General features: G+C 65.2%; 14 protein-coding genes. 1 reads left to right on the top strand and 13 read right to left on the bottom strand.

Going from position 1 to position 16,592, the window contains the following annotated elements:
* Positions 1–56: 56 nt before the first annotated feature.
* From K369_RS19895 to K369_RS19845, 11 genes are all read right to left on the bottom strand, one after another.
* Positions 57–1,859: a hypothetical protein gene (locus K369_RS19895; RefSeq protein WP_036293607.1), complete on the bottom strand. Its 1,803-nt coding sequence runs from the start codon at positions 1,857–1,859 to the stop codon at positions 57–59.
* The gene (locus K369_RS19890; protein WP_051949429.1) at positions 1,856–2,287 is read right to left on the bottom strand and encodes a GtrA family protein; all 432 of its coding nucleotides are present in this window, start codon (positions 2,285–2,287) and stop codon (positions 1,856–1,858) included. Before K369_RS19890 ends, K369_RS19895 begins: the two co-directional genes overlap by 4 nt.
* A 1-nt stretch (position 2,288) precedes the next feature.
* A complete protein-coding gene (locus K369_RS19885) occupies positions 2,289–3,779 on the bottom strand; it encodes an NAD(P)/FAD-dependent oxidoreductase (RefSeq protein WP_036293605.1) in 1,491 nt (496 codons plus the stop codon).
* Positions 3,780–3,869: 90 nt separating this feature from the next.
* Entirely contained in the window at positions 3,870–5,045 is a 1,176-nt protein-coding gene (locus tag K369_RS19880) for a diguanylate cyclase (RefSeq protein ID WP_036293603.1), read from the bottom strand.
* Positions 5,046–5,229: 184 nt separating this feature from the next.
* Positions 5,230–5,940, bottom strand: coding sequence for a nucleotidyltransferase family protein (locus tag K369_RS19875; protein ID WP_036293601.1), 711 nt, complete (start codon positions 5,938–5,940; stop codon positions 5,230–5,232).
* Positions 5,933–7,465 carry a tRNA (adenosine(37)-N6)-threonylcarbamoyltransferase complex ATPase subunit type 1 TsaE gene (tsaE, locus tag K369_RS19870; RefSeq protein WP_036293599.1) on the bottom strand — a complete coding sequence of 511 codons (1,533 nt, stop codon included), beginning with the start codon at positions 7,463–7,465 and terminating at the stop codon, positions 5,933–5,935. The genes K369_RS19875 and tsaE overlap by 8 nt, the downstream gene beginning before the upstream one ends.
* Entirely contained in the window at positions 7,462–9,996 is a 2,535-nt protein-coding gene (locus tag K369_RS19865; RefSeq protein ID WP_036293597.1) for a PAS-domain containing protein, read from the bottom strand. The genes tsaE and K369_RS19865 overlap by 4 nt, the downstream gene beginning before the upstream one ends.
* Before the next feature lie 339 nt (positions 9,997–10,335).
* Entirely contained in the window at positions 10,336–10,863 is a 528-nt protein-coding gene (locus tag K369_RS19860) for a hypothetical protein (protein WP_036293595.1), read from the bottom strand.
* A gap of 359 nt (positions 10,864–11,222) precedes the next feature.
* On the bottom strand, positions 11,223–12,629 hold the full coding sequence (gene ahcY, locus K369_RS19855) for an adenosylhomocysteinase (RefSeq protein WP_036293593.1): 1,407 nt from the start codon (positions 12,627–12,629) through the stop codon (positions 11,223–11,225).
* A 116-nt stretch (positions 12,630–12,745) separates the two neighbouring features.
* On the bottom strand, positions 12,746–13,297 hold the full coding sequence (locus tag K369_RS19850; RefSeq protein WP_036293591.1) for a hypothetical protein: 552 nt from the start codon (positions 13,295–13,297) through the stop codon (positions 12,746–12,748).
* Between the two features lie 173 nt (positions 13,298–13,470).
* Positions 13,471–13,908, bottom strand: a complete 438-nt coding sequence (locus K369_RS19845; protein ID WP_036293589.1) for a four-helix bundle copper-binding protein — start codon at positions 13,906–13,908, stop codon at positions 13,471–13,473.
* Positions 13,909–14,089: 181 nt separating this feature from the next.
* On the opposite strand from K369_RS19845, the gene K369_RS19840 reads away from it, so the two are divergent.
* The gene (locus tag K369_RS19840; RefSeq protein WP_036293587.1) at positions 14,090–14,806 is read left to right on the top strand and encodes an MgtC/SapB family protein; all 717 of its coding nucleotides are present in this window, start codon (positions 14,090–14,092) and stop codon (positions 14,804–14,806) included.
* Between the two features lie 30 nt (positions 14,807–14,836).
* Here the strand turns inward: K369_RS19840 and K369_RS19835 are convergent, their stop codons facing one another.
* Together K369_RS19835 and K369_RS19830 are read right to left on the bottom strand one after the other, a co-directional pair.
* Positions 14,837–15,715: a ParB/RepB/Spo0J family partition protein gene (locus tag K369_RS19835; RefSeq protein ID WP_036295989.1), complete on the bottom strand. Its 879-nt coding sequence runs from the start codon at positions 15,713–15,715 to the stop codon at positions 14,837–14,839.
* Positions 15,716–15,773: 58 nt separating this feature from the next.
* Positions 15,774–16,592: a ParA family protein gene (locus K369_RS19830; protein WP_036293585.1), complete on the bottom strand. Its 819-nt coding sequence runs from the start codon at positions 16,590–16,592 to the stop codon at positions 15,774–15,776.

Here is a 16,592-nt window from a genome sequence, read left to right as displayed (position 1 = left end):
CGGGTTCAATTCGAACCCGAATGAGTCTAGTGGCGGGAGCGGCGATGCGCCGGATATTATTGCGCAAGACGCAGGGCGAAAACATGGAAAGGCGAGCGCTCGAGTGGGATTTTCTCGAGAAAGGGGGGGCTCTCGCCACGCGCGAGGGCGGCCGCCAGCCCATGGGGCGCGCGCTCGATGAGGGCGTTGCCGGTCTCGCCGCCGTCGCACCAGAGCAGCAGCTCGGCGCCAGCGGCGCGCAGCAGGCGCTCGGCCGCGGCAGGGTCGGCCAGAAAAGCGTCGACCGCGAGGCGATTGCCGCGATTGTCGCGATGATAGGGCGCGGCGAAGACATGATGCGGCGTGAAGGCGAGAATATGCGCGCCCATATCGACCGGCGCGACGATGCGCGCCGGCGGCAGCGCCGCGAGGCCAGAGAAGGCCGCGGCCTCGAGGCAGGTGCGGCGGGTCTCGCGCGGGGCGGCCTCGCCGTCCGACTGCAGCACCAGAGCGAGGCCCATGGGCGAGACGAAGAGGCAGAGCAGGCCGATCGAGAGCCAGCGCAGCAGCGGCATGACATGAGCGAGGCGCGCCGATAGCGCGGCCGCCGCGCCGGCGAGCGCGACCATGGCCAGCGGCGTGACCGAGGAGAAGACGCGAATCTGCCAAAGCGCCGCGGCGAAGCCGACGAGGATCGCCGCGGCGAGCATGGCCCAGCGCCCACGCGCGAGGCCGCGCTCCCGCCAGGCGAGGACAATGGCGGCGAGGAGGCCGAGCAGCACCGGCGCCGCGGTGGAGACCATCAGGGCCGGATCGGAAACAAAAGCCTTCAGCGGCTTGGCCTCGGTGACATGGGAAAGCCAGAGATCGCGCAGCAGCGGATCGAGCCCGACCAGCGGATCGCCGAGACATTGCGGCGCGCTGGCGACGAGCGCCCCGAGCGCCGCCGCGCCGACGAGACCGAGCGCGATGGCGCGGCGCGCAAACGTCTCGAGGCGCGGCGCGGCGGCGGACAGCGCCGCGAAGCCGAGCGCGCCGACGAGGATGGCGCGAATATGGACGGCCGAATAGGCGTCGCAGGCCGAGAGGCCATAGCGCGACGGCGCGACAGTCGCCGCGTAAGCGAGCGGCGCGAAGACGAGCAGACCGAGAGCGAATGAGAGAAGGCGGCGCGACGCCGCCACGCCTTCGATGAGGAAGAGGATCGCCGGCGCCGCCAGCAGCACGATGAAGAAGGGAAGATTCTCGAGGCTGATCGCGAGCGACAGAGCGAGCGGCGCCGCGGCGGCCGCGAGCGCCAGAGGACGCTTGGAGCCGAGGCCGAGCGCGATAAGGCCGAATGTCGCCATCAGCAGCACGATCTGCGGCGCGTGATGATCGATGCGGCCCGGCGTGAATTGCATGAACATCGGCGCCGAGAGAAAGACCAGCCAGACGGCGAGCATGCGCGCCGGACGATCCGCCACGACTCGCGCGGCAAAAGCGGCGAGCGCGAAGAGCAGAGCGAGGCAGAGAATGGGAAAGGCGAGCCGCGTCGCCCGCTCCGCCATCTCCGGCGCGAGCAGCAGCCCGAACATCAGATCGAGCGCGGCGAGCGGCGTATCGACGATGCGCGACCAATGCATGAAGAGCCCGTCCGGCGGATCGAGCCTTCGCGCCGTCATATCGAACCAGGATTGGCCGGCGAGCAGATCGCGCAGCTGCACGGCGCGCATGGCGTCGTCGGAATCGTAGAATTCGCCAGCGCTCCACACGGCGCGCGCGCGAGGGAGCGTCAATAGCGCAGCGCCGGCGAGCGCTGGGATAATGGCGGCGAGAAGCGGAATTTCCCGACGCGTCCGCACATGGACGCGCGCCGTTTCGGCGGCGAGCGCGCTCACGCAGAGGCCTTGGCGGCCGGCGCCGAGAACAGAAGCGCGCGGCGCGCGGTGAAATTGAACAGGAAGACGACGCCCGCCGTCGGAATTTTCGCAAAGGCGGGATCGAAGCCGAGACGGCCGACGAGGAGGAGCATCAGCGCCTCGGTGACGAGCAAGCCGGCGAGGCCGATGACGCAGAAGAGCGTGAATTCCGACGCCGGCCGCACGCTGCGCCGATCACGGAACACCACCGCTATGCTGAGCGCATAGACGAGCGCGAGCCCGCCGCAAAAGCCGATCGCCGCTGCGATGAGATAGGGAATGCCGAGCGTCTTATGACAGAGCAGCAATAGCCCATAGTCGAGCGCCAGCGCCGCGCCGCTCGCCAGCCCATAGGCGACGAGATCGCGCAGCAAGCGCGTCGCGGCGAAGACGCGATGCGTCGACACGTCAAGCGACCCGCTTCGGCACGAGACGTTCGCTCGCCAGCGCCTGCTGCGCGCCGGAGACGCCGGCTTCCGTATATTCGGCGTCCTCGTTCACGCCCCAGACGTCATAGACGGCGCGGCCGGCGATGATGTTGAGCGCGGTCAACATGCCGGTCATCATCGCATGATCCTGGTTGTTGTATTTGTGCATGCCGTTGCGGCCGACGAGATGCAGGCCCGGATAGCGCGCCGCCAGCTCGAGACGAATCGCCTGCACATTGGCGGCGTAGGAATCGTCATAGACCGGATAGGCCTTGGCCTGACGCACGACACAGGCGTCGCGCACATCCTCCGCCGTCATGAGGCCGATCTTCGCGATCTCGTCCTTGGCGAGCGCGATGAGATCGGCATCCGCAGCGTTCCACAATCCATCGCCCTCGAAGCAGAAATATTCGAGGCCGAGACAAGTGGAGACGCCGTCCGCGATCATCTCCGGCGACCAGGATTTGAAATTCTGCACGCGGCCGACCTTCACCGACGGATCATGAATATAGATCCAATTGTCGGGGAACTCCTCCTGCGGCCGTCCGATCAGCACGACGGTGAGAAAATCGCGATAGGCGAGCGCGCGCGCATTGAAGAGGCTGAGCGGCGTCGGCGTCAGCGCATTCATCACCTCGCGCAGCGGCGCGGAGGAGAGCACATTGCGCGCGCGATGCGTCTCGACGACGCCTTGCGCATCGCGCGTCGCGACGGTCCAAATTCCGCTCGCTTCATCGAAAGCGAGCTGCTCGACCTTGCAGCCCATTCGCAGACCGCCGCCGAGCTTCTGCATCTTGCGCGCGGCGGCTTCCCACATCATGCCGGGGCCGCGACGCGGATAGCGGAAGGATTCGATCAGCGTCTTCGCGGCGTTGCTGGATTTGCGGAGCTTCAAGGAGCGGCGCAAGCCGTCGATGATCGCCGCGCCGAGGCTGAGGCCCTTGATGCGCTGCGCCGCCCAATCGGCGGAGATATCGTCGCAGCTCATGCCCCACACTTTTTCGGTATAGGTCTTGAAGAAAATGCCGAACAGCCGCTCGCCGAACTGATTGCGCACCCATTGATGAAAGGAGCGCGGCTCCTTCACCGGAAAGGCCTTGGCGAAGGCGAAGGACGCCATGCACAGCGCGCTCTCGAAGAGCCCGAGATTCTTCAGCGCCTCGAAGGCCTTCAGCGGATAGGCGTAGAATTTCTCGCGATAGAAGATGCGCGACAGACGCGGCCGCTCGATAAAATCATGCGGGAGGATCTCGTCCCACAGATCGACGATCTCTTTCGATTTCGAGAAGAAGCGATGGCCGCCTATGTCGAAGAGAAAGCCCTTGTAGCTCGCGGTGCGGCTGATGCCGCCGACATAGGATCGGTCCTGCTCGAGGACGAGAACCTCGTGGCCGTTCTTCGCCAGAACATAAGCGGCGGTGAGGCCCGCAGGCCCCGCGCCGATCACTAACGATTCGATGATCTCGCCCATGACGGCCCTGAGACAAGCGTGGCGTGCGCCGGCCGCCCGCGTCACGCGGCGAGGCTCACGGCACGTAGGGGCAGTATGGATGCGCTTTGGTTAACGCGCTGTTACGCTCAGGATGCCTGCATCGCCACGTCGTTGCGCGCCGGCGAAGATCACGCGATTGCGCCCCTCCGCCTTGGCGCGATAGAGCGCATCGTCGGCGACGCGGGTCATGGCGGCGAGATCCGGCGTCGCATCCTCGAGCACGGTGACGCCGACGCTGACGGTCGCCGCGCCGTCCGCGAGATGCGCTGCGTCGTGGATGAAAGCCGAGCGAATGCGTTCGGCGATCGCCAATGCGCTCGTCCGATCGGCCGGAGAGAGGATGGCGACGAATTCCTCGCCGCCGATGCGCGCCAGCATGTCGCTCGATCGCGTGTTTCGCGTCGCCGTCGCGCCGAAGACGGCCAGCACGCGGTCGCCCTCGGCATGGCCGAAGCGGTCGTTGATATATTTGAAATTGTCGAGATCGAAGACGAGCACCGCCGTCGACGGCGCAGGGGCCGACCGCTTCGCGCGCTCGACCGCCCGTTCGAAAGCTCGCCGATTGGGAAGGCCGGTCAGCGGATCGATCATCGCCGCGACTTCTCTTCGCTTGGCGAGGCGCTCTTTGGAGAGCGTCGCCACCAGAAAGCCGAGAATGGCGACGAAGCCCGAGAGCTCGAGAAAACGAGCCTTGAGGTAAGGGCTGGTGAGAAAGCTCTCATTGTCCACCACGAGAAAGGGCGCGGCGACCGCGAGCGCGAAATCGAGCGCGGCCTGGAGAGCGATGATCCAGGCCGTCACGCGCGACGAGACGAGACGCTGCTCGCGGATCCGATTGTAGCGGAACAATTCCCAGGCCGCGGCGGCTTCATAGACCGCCGAGATCGCCGCCGTTTCCGCGATGCGCATGTGAATGCCCATGCGCCAGAGGCCGGCGATCCAGATCGCGCCGCCGAGAAGAGCGAGCGGCAGGCGAACGGGCTTCTCGACGAAGACGACGACGCCTGTCCAGAGCAGGCCGCAAGACCACATATTGAGCGCATTGCCGAAAATGATCGACAGCCATTCGGCCTCGTTGCGGAAGGCGTAGGTGAGCGCCGCGGCGCCGGCGGTCGCGAAAACGGCGGACCACCACCAGAGCTCTTGCGCCTCTTCGTCTCCTCGCCAGATCGCATAGAGAAAGACGCCCAGCAGCGACAGCATGAAGGCGCCGAATAAAAACAAGGTCGGCGCCAATTCGATCATCGCGGTTCACGGTCCCGTGAGCGTCAAAATTGTGGTGAGCGGCAGAATCCAGCTGGAGCGTAGCATCGACTATGCCACGCTCTCGAAGTCATAAAAAGCCGAGTCTTCGCGCTACGAGCCGGCGAAGGCGCATCTGGGTAAAGAAACTCTGGCGGATCCCGCCGTCCCCTGCGATTCGGCGCGATCAGCCCGCCGCGGCGACGGCGCGCTCGGCTTCCTCTATCGCCGCCATCGTGCCGACATGCAGCCATTTGCCGTCGAGCGGCGCGCCGAAGAGCCGCCCCTGCTCCGCCGCGCGAAAGAAAAACGGCGCGAGGGGAAACACATCCTGCTCGACAGTCTCGAACAATTGCGGCTTGACGACGCCTATTCCGGCATAGACGAAATCCGCGGTCTCCCCCACGGCGCGCTTCGTCAGCCGGCCGTCCGCCGCCCGATGAAAATCGCCGTCCCAATCGACGCCGACGCTGCCGAGGCGCGGCGCCAGCAGCAGAGCGATGTCCATGATCTCCGGGTCCCAGAGATCGGCGAGGCGGCGCAGATTATCGGCGCGCGCGCCGATCCAGAAAGCGTCGGTGTTGCAGATGAAGAAGGGCCGTCCGGCGAAACGGTCCAGAACCTTCTTTATCCCGCCGCCTTGATCGAGCAGCTTCTCGCGCTCGTCGGAGAGGATTATGCGCGGCGTCCGCCGGCCCTCGAGATGCGTCTCGATCTGAGCGGCGAGATGATGCACGTTGACGATCGCCGTGGCGACGCCTGCCTGCGCGAAAGCGTCCAGCGAACGGTCGAGCAGGGTGACGCCGTCGATCGCGACGAGCGGCTTGGGCAGCCGGTCGGTCAGCGGCCGCATGCGCGTGCCGAGCCCGGCGGCGAAGACGAAAGCCGCCTCAGGCATGGAAGAGCGCGGGGAGGTTGGCGACATACCAGGCCTCGAGATCGGCGAGCGCGGGATGGCGCAGGCCCTTGCGCAGATAGCTTTCCACGCGCGGCAGATGAACGAGATATTGCGGCTTGTGATCGCGCTGATCGAGCCGCGCGAAAATGCCGAGGATTTTGGTCGCGCGCTGCGCGCCGAGAATGGCGTAGGCGCGCGCGAAAGCCGCCATGTCGAACAGCGGATCGGCCTCACGGCGCTTGCGGGCGTAATGGCCGAGCAGGCGCATCTCCAATTCGTCCGGCACGTCGACGCGCGCATCCTGCGTCAGCGACACGACGTCATAGGCCGGATGGCCGAGCACCGTGTCCTGGAAGTCGATGACGCCGACGCGCGCCGTTCCCTGACGGTCCGGCAGCCAAATGAGATTGGGCGAGTGGAAATCGCGCAACGTCCAGGTCGGCGCCGACATCACGATCTCGATCAGCGCCTGGCGCCAGAGATTGACGAAGGTCGCCTTGGAGCCCGACGATATGCCGCCGCCGCCGACGCGCGCCGCATACCATTCCAGCAGCAGCTCGACCTCGATCAGCAGCGCGTCGAGATCATAGGGCGGAATGTGATAGGGGGTCGAGCCCTCGACCGGCAGAACATCCGGCAGGCGGCGCGCATGCAGCGGCGCGAGCGCCGCCAGCGCCTCCAAATAGCGATCGGCGATGGGCGCGCCGCCGGCGACGACGCCGTCGCGGCCGAGATCCTCCAGCAGCACGAAGCCGGCGGAGAGATCATAGGCGTAGATCTGCGGCGCCGAGAGGCCCTGCCCGCGCAGCGCGTCCGCCATTGCGACAAAGGGCTTCACCGTCTCGGCGAGGCGCGCGATGGCGCTATAGGGCTTGCCATAGCGGATCGGCGGGCCGTCCGGCCGCGCCGGCGAGATCATCAATATGGCCTGCGCGCCATCCGGCCGACGCAACACCTCATAGACGCGCGAGGAGGCGTCGCCCTGCAAATATTCGCGCGTGGCGTCGGCCCAGCCGGCGCGCTCCAGAAACTCCCGCATGGTGCGGAAGGCCTTGAGCCTCCCCGCCGCCTTGCCATGAGCGAGAATGCCGATGCGGCGCGCGTCCGGCGTCTCCGGCGCAGCGAAGGAGAGCCGCACCTCCAGCCGCTCGCCGGCAAAGAGGCTCGGCGCGCGCTCCGGCCATTCGACCAGCACCAGCGCATCCTCGGCCGCCTCCTCGAAGCCCATGGCCTCGAGCTCCGCCTCGCCGCCGGCGATGCGATAGAGATCGGCGTGCAGAATGCGGCAGGCGGGGGTTTCATAGACCTGCATCAGCGTGAAGGTGGGGCTCGGCGCCTCCAACGTCGGGTCCTGCGCCAGCGCGCGGATCAGCGCGCGCGCGAAGGCCGTCTTGCCCGCGCCGAGATCGCCGGAGAGGGTGACGAGCTTCACCGTGTCGCGAATGAGCAGGGCGAGGCGGGCGGCGAGTTCTGCGGTCTGCGCTTCATCGGCGACGTCGATCAGCCATTCGGCCTCTTCGCTCATGAGGCCTGTCCTTTTTCACGCGGGGTGAGATCCTGCTGTCCGCCGCTCTCTTGCGCCGGGAAGATGCAAGTGACCGTCGTGCCTTCGCCGAGCGCGGAGTCGATGAGCACGCGCCCGCCATGCAGCTCGGTGAAGGCGCGCACAATGGAGAGGCCGAGCCCGACGCCCCTGTGGCGCGAGCCCGAGGTGTGCGACTCGAAACGGTCGAAGACTTTTTCGAGGACCTCCGGGGCGATGCCCCGCCCCCGATCGGCGACCTTGAACACGATTTCCCCCTCCCGACGCATCGCCGCGAGGGTAATGGTTTGTCCCGGCCGAGAAAAGCCGATCGCATTGGCGAGCAGGTTGAAGAGGATCTGGCGGATGCGCTTGGCGTCGCCGCGAAATCGCCCGACCTCGCCGGTGACGACGATCTGCAGCTCTATGTCGTTTTCCGCCAACCGGTCCTGAACGCCCTCGGCCGCGGCGCGCATGGCGTCGGCTGCGTTCACTTCCTCGAGCTCCAGCTCCATGGCGTCGCTGTCGATGGTGGCGAGATCGAGAATGTCGTTGATGATGGCCAGCAACGCCGCCGACGACTTGCCGACATAGCCGAGATATTCGAGCTGCTTGGCGTTGAGCTCGCCGGTCGTCTTCTCGCCGAGCAGGTGAATGAAGCCGATGATGTTGTTGAGCGGCGAGCGCAGCTCATACGAAACATGATGGACGAAATCATTGCGGATTTTCTCCGCCGCGATCAGCGCCTGATTGCGCTCGGTGAGCGCGCGCTCGACATTCACGCCCGCCGTCACATCGACGAAGGTGAGCAGCGCCGCGCCTTCCGGCAGCGGCTGCGCGGTGCAGTCGAGCACCACGCCGTCGGAACGCTCTATGCGCCGCGTGAAGCCCTGCCGCATGTCCTGCAGGCCGGTGACGAAGCCGCGCAGCTCGCTCCACGTCTCCTCATTGAGATGCAGCGGGCGGCAGAGATTGGCGACGGCGTCGAAGCGCGGCTTCTCGTCGAGAATGCTCTTCTCGAGCGCCCATAGCGCGAGAAAGGCGGGGTTGCAGAAGCGCAAGCGTCCGTCTGCGCCGAAAACGGCGACGCCCTCGCGCAAATTCTCCAGCGTCTCGTTCTGCATGCGATCGAGCGCATGGAAACGCGATTCGAGGAAATAGCGCTCGCTCACATCGTCATAGAGATAGGTGACGCCGCCTTGCGGATTGGCGTTCGCCACGACGCGCAGCGTGCGCCCATTCGGCATGTGCCAGACATGCTCGTGATGTTCCTCGGAGGATTGATAGGCCTCCAGCAGCCGCGCCTTCCAGGCTTTGTAATCGGCCTCGACGGGCAGGCGCTGCTCGGCGCGCAGGCGATCGAGAATCTCGCTGTCGCTCGGCCCCTGGTCGAGAAAAGCGCGATCGAGCGGCCAGAGATTCTCATAAGCGGCGTTGCGATAGGTGAGGCGCTTGGCTCGATCGAAAATGGCGACGGCGATCGGCAATTGATCCAGCGTGCGCGAATGCGCCTGCATTTGCTGCTCGAGATCGGCGCGCGTCGTGTCGATCTCTTGGCGGTCGATGGCGAGCGCCGCGGCGGCGCCATGGCAGGGCGCCTCGACGATATCGAGACGATGCCGCTCGCCCGCGACGACCGCTGTCACACGGGCGCGCCAGACCTCGTCGCGCCCGCGCGCCGTCTGCGCCTGGGTGCGGGCGTCATTGTCCAGCAGCTCGATCTGGCGGCGCAGCGCGTCGGCCGAGCTTTCCGCCTCCACCGCCTGCGCATAGGCGGAATTGACGAAGATGAGCCGGCCCTCGACGTCGCGCATCCACACTGGCGTCGGCAGCGCCTCGAGCAGAGCGCGCAGCCCCTCCGCCTCGGCGACGCTGCGCGTATGGCGCTCGCGCAAGGACAGAAGCTCGAGCCGCTCGCCGGAGACTTCGCGAATGCGCAGCACGGCGCGGCCGGCGACGGCGCGGCCTTCGGCGTCGAAGCGGCGGCCTTGCAGGCTGGCGAGCGAGAGATGAAAGCCTTCGCCATTCTGGCGCAGCCGATCGACGCGCTCCTGCAGCGCAGCCGCCTCGTCCGGTCCGAGCCAGGAGCCGAAAGCGAGCACGCGGCGCGCGAAGGCCGGATCATTGAGTCCGTTCTCTATATCCGGCTCGCCGGCGGCATTGTCCCAGGAGACGAAGAGCTGCGGCTCGCTGGAGAGAAAAATCTCGGCGCGATCGAGCCGTTGGCGCGTCGCTTCCAGCTCCGCCGCGAGCCCCGCCTCGCGCCGACTCCACACCTTGCGCTCGCCGAGATGGGTGAAAGCGACGACGACGGCGAAGAGCGCGAGGCCGCCGGTCAGCGCGAGATTGACGAATTCGGCGTTATCGGTTGTGGCGAGAAGATTGGCGAGCGCCTCTGCCCGCGCCGGTCCGCCGAATGGCAGCAGACTGGCCGTCGCTAGCCCGCGCGTGACCCCGCGAACGAGCGTCGAGGACGCTCCCCGACGTCGCGCAGGCGGCAACGCTTTCGGCCCGAAGGCCGTATCGTGAAACATGCGAACCGGTCTCCACGTTCGATTTGCAAAGGCTCATCGCAAACAAACGCCGTAAGCCGTCCGCGCGCCACCGAGGCGCCGTCTCGAATCGCGTCTAATCTAAAGCGCGCCGTCGAAAAGGGAAACGCGGATCGTGACCGGGAGATTGGCGCCTAAGGGTTTCGCCGAACTGGCGTCGCCGGCGCGGCGCGAAAGATTGCGCCTCGGCCGCCGGCTCCGCCTTGGATCCGAGACTCGCAGGATCACGCTGTCGAGGGGGCGGGGCGGGTCCCCGTTCCGAGGCGCAGCGTCGGCAGGCGCTCGCAAGTGGTCATGCGAGCGCGGAACAGCGCTCCACGATCAGTGAGGCGTGAAACGCGTCTCGATGAAATAGACGTTCCGAACCTGCAACGGATCGTAGCGAATGACGAGCGTGTCGACATTCTGCAGACGAGGGTCGGAGAGAGTCACGTCCTGAACGGCTTGCGAATTGACCGTCACCTGCACCGTGTCCGCGGTCGGAACGCCGAAATGATAAGCATAGAGAGTGAAGGTGACGGGCGTCGACATCCTCGAGACGCCATAGGCGAAAAGCTTCAGACCGGTCAGGTCGAAGGACTTTCCGGGGAAATTCGCGGCGGGAATCGAAAAGACGCCGCCGGTGCGGTTGGCGAAATAGAGCCCGCCGCTTCCCGTGCGCACGTCCCAACCGTTGGGGAGCAGATGACCAAGGGCGGAAACGACGAGACCAGAGCCGTCTGTCGCCGTGCAATAGGGACACCCCGTCAAAGGCGCCGCCGTGAAGGTCGCAGTGTCGGCGCGCGCCGTCGACGCCGAAAAAGCAACAAAAGTGGCCAGAACGGTAGCTCCTAGAAAATCGGCCTTCATATGAATTCTCCTGTTTGCCGCATCGATCGACGCTCGGGCGAGGACGTGAGTTCATGCGCATCCCCGCGGGCGAGATCGAAGGGCCGCCTCGGGCGCGAGGCCCGGCGGTCAGCCTAAACTCGAACGTTGCAAACGCACGACAAGACTCGAGGCCATGCGAGGGCGAAGGCTGGATCGATTTGCAAATAATTGACGCTATTGGAAAAACGCGGCTCGAAGACGTTTGCTACAAAATGTCGCGCGGCGACCGGGTTCGCGCGGAGCAATTTCGGCCCGGCGCGCGACAGAGCCGGAATCGCGAGCGGCCTCGCTCTCTTCGCAAAGAGCGAGGCCGAAAGATTTTCAGCGAAGCCGCCCGCTCAGTAGCGGTAGTGGTCCGGCTTGAACGGGCCGTTCTGCGGCACGTTGAGATAGGCGGACTGCTGCTCGGTCATTTTGGTGAGCTTCACGCCGATCTTGGAAAGATGCAGCGAGGCGACCTTCTCGTCGAGGTGCTTCGGCAGCGTGTAGACGCCGACCGGATACTGGCCCTGCTTGGTCCACAGCTCGATCTGCGCCAACGTCTGATTGGTGAAGGAGGCGGACATCACGAAGGACGGATGGCCGGTGGCGCAGCCGAGATTCACCAGGCGGCCTTCGGCGAGCAGAATGATGCGCTTGCCGTCGGCGAACTCGACCTCGTCGACCTGCGGCTTCACATTGTGCCATTTGAGATTGCGCAGGCCGGAGACCTGGATCTCAGAGTCGAAATGGCCGATGTTGCAGACGATGGCGCGGTCCTTCATGGCGCGCATGTGCTCGGTGGTGATGACGTCGACATTGCCGGTCGCGGTGCAGAAGATATCCGCGCGCGACGCGGCGTCTTCCATCGTCGTGACCTCATAGCCTTCCATCGCCGCCTGCAGCGCGCAGATCGGATCGATCTCGGTGACGAGCACGCGGCAGCCGGCGTTGCGCAGCGAGGCGGCCGAGCCCTTGCCCACATCGCCATAGCCGGCGATGCAAGCGACCTTGCCGGCCATCATCACATCGGTCGCGCGGCGGATGCCGTCGACCAGAGATTCGCGGCAACCATAGAGATTGTCGAACTTCGACTTGGTGACCGAATCATTGACGTTGATCGCCGGCCACAGCAGCTTGCCCTCCTTGTGCATCACATAGAGACGATGCACGCCGGTGGTGGTCTCCTCGGTCACGCCCTTGATGGCCTCGGCGTTGCGCTTGTAGAAGCCCGGATTGGCCTTGAGGCGCTTCTTGATCGCGGCGAAGAGGACTTCCTCTTCCTCATTGGTCGCCTTGTCGAGAAAGGCGGTGTCGCCATTCTCGGCGCGGAGGCCCAGGTGGATGAGCAGCGTGGCGTCGCCGCCATCGTCGAGAATCATGTTCGGCGTGCCGCCGTCGCCCCATTCGAAGATGCGATGGGTGTAGTCCCAATAGTCCTCGAGGGTCTCGCCCTTGATGGCGAAGACCGGCGTGCCGGCGGCGGCGATGGCGGCGGCGGCGTGATCCTGCGTCGAATAAATATTGCAGGACGCCCAGCGCACGTCGGCGCCCAGCGCCTTCAGCGTCTCGATCAGCACGGCCGTCTGAATGGTCATATGCAGCGAGCCGGCGACGCGCGCGCCCTTTAGCGGCTGCGACGGGCCATATTCCGCGCGGGTCGCCATGAGGCCGGGCATTTCGGTCTCGGCAATGTTGAGTTCCTTGCGGCCCCAATCGGCGAGGCCGATGTCGGCGACGACATAATCGTTGAAATGCGTGGTCATGACGCTCCCTTCAGGCGTTGTCTCGCCTGTAGGAAGGCGAGCGGGACGGGCTGGCCGCCTATAGCAAGGCGGGGGAGCAGATGCAATAAAGATATAAACAAGTCTTTATGTCAGCTTCAGGCCGGCTTGCGGTCACGCAGGAAGATAAAGGCGCCCAAAGCCGCGATCACGGCGACGATCAGCAGGATCAGCAGCGTCGATTCCTCGAGCCAGGCGATCGCCGGAACGGCGAGGCCGAGCAGCAGGCCGACCAGCGACACGCGCCAAGCGTCCGCGTGAATGCCCGCTGTGAAGGAGCCGAGCGCCAGCACGGTGAGCACTGTGAGCGCGCTGCTGTCGGAATTCATCATCTGCTTCACATCGCCGATGAAGATGAGGCACATTGCGGCGAGGACCGCGCCCCAATGCAGGACCTGGGTGCGCACCAGACGCCATTTCTCCTCGGCGGTCTCCGCCTCCTGCCAGCCGCCGGCGATGCTGATGAGCCCGAAGATCGGAGCGAGCACGATCCAATAGGTCGTCATGCCCTGGCGCGTCACGCTCGTATAGGCGACGCCGAAAAGCGCCAGCAAGAGCATGACGAAATATGGCCATTGCCGCAGAAAGAAGGAGGCGACGCCGTGATGATGCGTCTCGGGAGAAAGGATTTCCGGCGCTCTATGGGTCACTGTGCAGGCTCCGTTTCGACCCGTGTCGGGGAGAGGATGGCCGGCGGCTCCTAGAAATTCCTGATATCGTATCAAATCGCGCTTCGGCCGCCCCGGCACGCTAAACTCAATATAATCGTCGTTCCAGCAAAAGCGAGACGCACATAGCGCGTCCCGCAAAATCGGATCGGCCTTTAGACCGCGACCTTCTGGCAATCGTCGGCGCAGGCCTTGCAGGCGTCGCCGCAAGCCTTGCATTCCGCGATATTCGGGAACTTGTCGCATTCCTTCTTGCAGGCGAAGCAGGCCTCGGCCACGACCTTGGCGAAGGCCGGGGTGAGCGCAGAGCCGACGCCCGAGAGCGACGCCAGAGCCTTGCAGGCGGCGACGACCTCGAAGGTGGATTTGGTGCAGGCGCCCATGCTGGCGTCGTTGGCCGCGAGCGCCTCGAAGCAGTGACGCAGGCATTCCTCGCCAGCGGCGACGCATTTGCTGGTCGACTCGAACAAAGCCTTATATTTGGCGCCGCCGCCATGATGGTGAGCGTGCGGATCTTCGGCCGCCAAAGTCCCCGTGGCGGCGGTTGCGGCGGCCAACGCGCCCATTGCTGTCACAAATTGCCGACGTTCCATGAATCTCCCCCTGAGTTTTAGGAACAACAACAGTTTCAGATTTAAGCTTTTTGGAGCAAGATTCAATCATAACGACCGCTCCGCGAGTAAAAAACGTCGCGAAGCTCTGCCAATGTGACCAATCGGTTACAATGATTCGGCGACACGCCAGCTCGGTCGCAGGAAGATACGGATAGGGAAGATGGCGTTCATTACCAACTTCAACGCGCCGGAGTTTTTCAATTCCCTGATATCTCTGCTCGTTGCGCTGCTGCTCGGCACGCTGATCGGCGCGGAGCGGCAATATCGCCAGCGCACCGCCGGGCTGCGCACCAATGCGCTAGTGGCGCTGGGCGCGGCGGCCTTCGTCGATCTCGGCATGCGCCTCAATGGCAATGTCGGCGCGACACAAGTCCTCGCCTATATCGCCTCTGGCGTCGGCTTTCTCGGCGCCGGCGTCATCATAAAGGACGGCGCCAATATCACCGGCCTCAACACCGCCGCCACAATATGGTGCTCGGCCGTAACCGGCGCCTTCGCTGGCGCGGATCACGCCGCCGAGGCCATATTGATGGCGATCTTCACCCTCGCCGGAAACATGCTGCTGCGACCGCTGGTCCATCTCATCGAGCGCGCGCCGATCGACGAGCGATCGACGGAGGCGATCTACCGCGTGCATGTCACCGTCTCCCAGACACGGCGCGACGAATTGCGCGATCTCATGGTCGAGAAGCTAGAGGCGGCCAATTATCCTGTACGCGAGATCGAGGAATTGGAACGCGGCGATGACGAGGTGGAGCTGGTCGCAATATTGACCTCGACCAGCGTCGACCCGAAAGAGCTTGACGCCGTCGCCGCTGATCTCGAGACGATTCCCGGCGTCGAGCATGCGAGCTGGACGGCGCAGACGAGCGAGTGAAAAAGAGCGAGAGGAAGCTCTCGCTTCCCCTCAGCCCGTCAGCCTTCTGCATAATCCGTCGAGCTGCTCCAGCGTCGTGTAACGGATGCGCAATTCGCCGCTCTCGCCGCGGTGATGAATGGAAACGTAGAGACCGAGCGCATCGGTCAGCAGCTTCTCCATCGCCACCGTATCCGCGTCCTTATCGATGCGCGGCTTGCGGGATTTCGTCTCCAGCTTTCTGTCGGCGTCTTCCTGCTGCGCGAGACGCTCGACGTCGCGAACCGTGAGGCCCTCGTCGACGACACGGCGCGCCACGGCGTCGGGATTGTCGACGGCGAGCAATGCGCGCGCATGGCCGGCGGAGATCGCGCCTTCCGTCACCAGACGCCGGCTCGCCTCGGGAAGATTGAGCAGACGCAGCGTGTTGGCGACGTGAGACCGGCTCTTGCCGATGATCTTGGCGAGATCGGACTGCGAATAGCCGAACTCCTTGCCGAGCCGCTCATAGCCGCGCGCTTCCTCGATCGCATTGAGATCGGCGCGCTGGACATTCTCGATAATGGCCAGCTCGAGCGCCTCGCGATCATCCGCCTCATGCACGATGATCGGCACATCGGCGAGACTGGCGAGCTGGGCGGCGCGCCATCGGCGCTCGCCGGCGATGATCTCATAAGCGTCGGCGACGCCCGGAACCGTGCGCACGACAATCGGCTGAATAATGCCCTTCTCGCGAATGGAGGCGGCGAGATCGGCGAGATCATCCTCGTGGAAGGCGACGCGCGGATTGCGCGGATTGGGCCGCAGAAACTCGATCGGAGCGCGGCGCTGGCCGCGCGCGCGCTCCACCGCCGGCGCTTCCTCGCCCGCGTCTCCGATCAGAGCCGCGAGCCCTCGCCCCAATCTTCTGCGCGTCGCTTCTTCGGCCATTTCGGAATAGGTCCTTCGAATCGAGAGGCGCGCCATTCGCGCGCCGAGAAACCTTGGATCAGGCGGCCCGCAGCTGCTTCTCGCGCTGGATGACCTCCGTCGCGAGCTTCAGATAGGCCTGGCTGCCGCTGCATTTGAGATCATAGAGCAGCACGGGCTTGCCATGCGAGGGCGCCTCGGACACGCGCACATTGCGCGGGATCACCGTCTCATAGACCTTATCGCCCATGAAGCGCCGGACATCGGCGACGACCTGGGTCGCGAGATTATTGCGCGGATCGAACATGGTCAGCACAATGCCATGGATCGACAGCCGCGGATTGAGCGAGCGCTTGACCTGATCGACCGTCGACAGCAGCTGCGACAGACCTTCGAGCGCGAAGAACTCGCATTGCAACGGCACCAGCACGGCGTCCGCGCAAGCGAGGGCGTTGATGGTCAGCAGATTGAGCGACGGCGGGCAGTCGATCAGCACATAGGTGAAGGCCAGCGCCTCGCCATGGCGCTCGGCTGCGATCATCTCGGCGACGGCGCGCTTCAGGCGGAAGGCGCGGTCCTTGTCGCCGGCGATCTCGAGCTCGACGCCGAGCAGATCGAGGGTGGACGGCGCGATTGAAAGCCGCGGCACGGCGGTCGCAACGATCGCCTCGGCGAGGCTGCTCTCGGCGAGCAGCACGTCATAAGTGGAGATTCGGCGCGACTTACGGTCGACGCCGAGCCCGGTCGAGGCGTTGCCCTGCGGATCGAGATCGATGACGAGAACGGTCTCGCCCACCGCAGCCAGGGCCGTGCCGAGATTAATGGCCGTCGTCGTCTTGCCGACGCCGCCTTTTTGATTGGCGAGGACGAGGATGCGGGGCTGAGGAACGTCGGTCAC

Origin of the sequence: Methylosinus sp. PW1 (assembly GCF_000745215.1) — a bacterium.
Taxonomy (GTDB): Bacteria; Pseudomonadota; Alphaproteobacteria; order Rhizobiales; family Beijerinckiaceae; genus Methylosinus.
This window is presented reverse-complemented; position numbering and strand designations above follow the sequence as displayed.

Coding starts and splice junctions, on each gene's coding strand:
- K369_RS19880 (WP_036293603.1), bottom strand. CDS start 5,045: ATGATCGAATTGGCGCCGACCTTGTTTTTATTCGGCGCCTTCATGCTG.
- K369_RS19840 (WP_036293587.1), top strand. CDS start 14,090: ATGGCGTTCATTACCAACTTCAACGCGCCGGAGTTTTTCAATTCCCTG.
- K369_RS19865 (WP_036293597.1), bottom strand. CDS start 9,996: ATGTTTCACGATACGGCCTTCGGGCCGAAAGCGTTGCCGCCTGCGCGA.
- K369_RS19835 (WP_036295989.1), bottom strand. CDS start 15,715: ATGGCCGAAGAAGCGACGCGCAGAAGATTGGGGCGAGGGCTCGCGGCT.
- K369_RS19860 (WP_036293595.1), bottom strand. CDS start 10,863: ATGAAGGCCGATTTTCTAGGAGCTACCGTTCTGGCCACTTTTGTTGCT.
- K369_RS19875 (WP_036293601.1), bottom strand. CDS start 5,940: ATGCCTGAGGCGGCTTTCGTCTTCGCCGCCGGGCTCGGCACGCGCATG.
- tsaE (WP_036293599.1), bottom strand. CDS start 7,465: ATGAGCGAAGAGGCCGAATGGCTGATCGACGTCGCCGATGAAGCGCAG.
- K369_RS19885 (WP_036293605.1), bottom strand. CDS start 3,779: ATGGGCGAGATCATCGAATCGTTAGTGATCGGCGCGGGGCCTGCGGGC.
- ahcY (WP_036293593.1), bottom strand. CDS start 12,629: ATGACCACGCATTTCAACGATTATGTCGTCGCCGACATCGGCCTCGCC.
- K369_RS19845 (WP_036293589.1), bottom strand. CDS start 13,908: ATGGAACGTCGGCAATTTGTGACAGCAATGGGCGCGTTGGCCGCCGCA.